The 503-nt window shown below is 52.9% G+C and carries 1 protein-coding gene; it reads right to left on the bottom strand.

Annotation, left to right across the window (positions count from 1 at the left end):
- Window positions 1-14 precede the first annotated feature (14 nt).
- Window positions 15-503, bottom strand: a 489-nt coding sequence (locus ACTHUR_RS18830) for an EamA family transporter (RefSeq protein WP_440400296.1), incomplete at its 5' end; no start/stop codon positions are given.

Here is a 503-nt window from a genome sequence, read left to right as displayed (position 1 = left end):
GTCTGAAACCGTTTTCAGACGGCCTTTTTATGTTTGTTGCTCACACGCGTCAGCATACCGGCGACAAAAGTGGACGCAATAACGACGGTAATGCCCATCGCAGACATGGTACTTAAATGTTCGCCCAAAATTAACACCGCCATGATAACGCCGATGACCGGCTCAAGCGAGATCAGTAGGCCGGAGACGTTGGCAGGGACTGTGTTCATGCCTTTGTTCCACAACAGATAGGCAAGCCAACTGCAACCAATCCCCATATACAAAACCGACAGCGTACCGCCCCATGACCAATTGATTTGATAACTGTCTGCCAACACCAGCGAAAACGGCAGGCACAACACCGCCGCCACCGCCATGGAAGCCGCGGTAAATGCAGGCGCACCAATACGGACAATCATCTGCTGGCTCGGACGTATCACGCCTGCAAAACCGAATCCTGCAAGTAAAATCAGCAAACAGCCGAACCAGTCAATCGTACCGCCCTCTTCCGCGCCGCCCATTAC

The sequence above is a fragment of the Neisseria sp. P0021.S007 genome (assembly GCF_051956855.1).
Note: the sequence above shows the minus strand (reverse complement) of the source record. Positions and strands in the feature narration are given on the sequence as shown.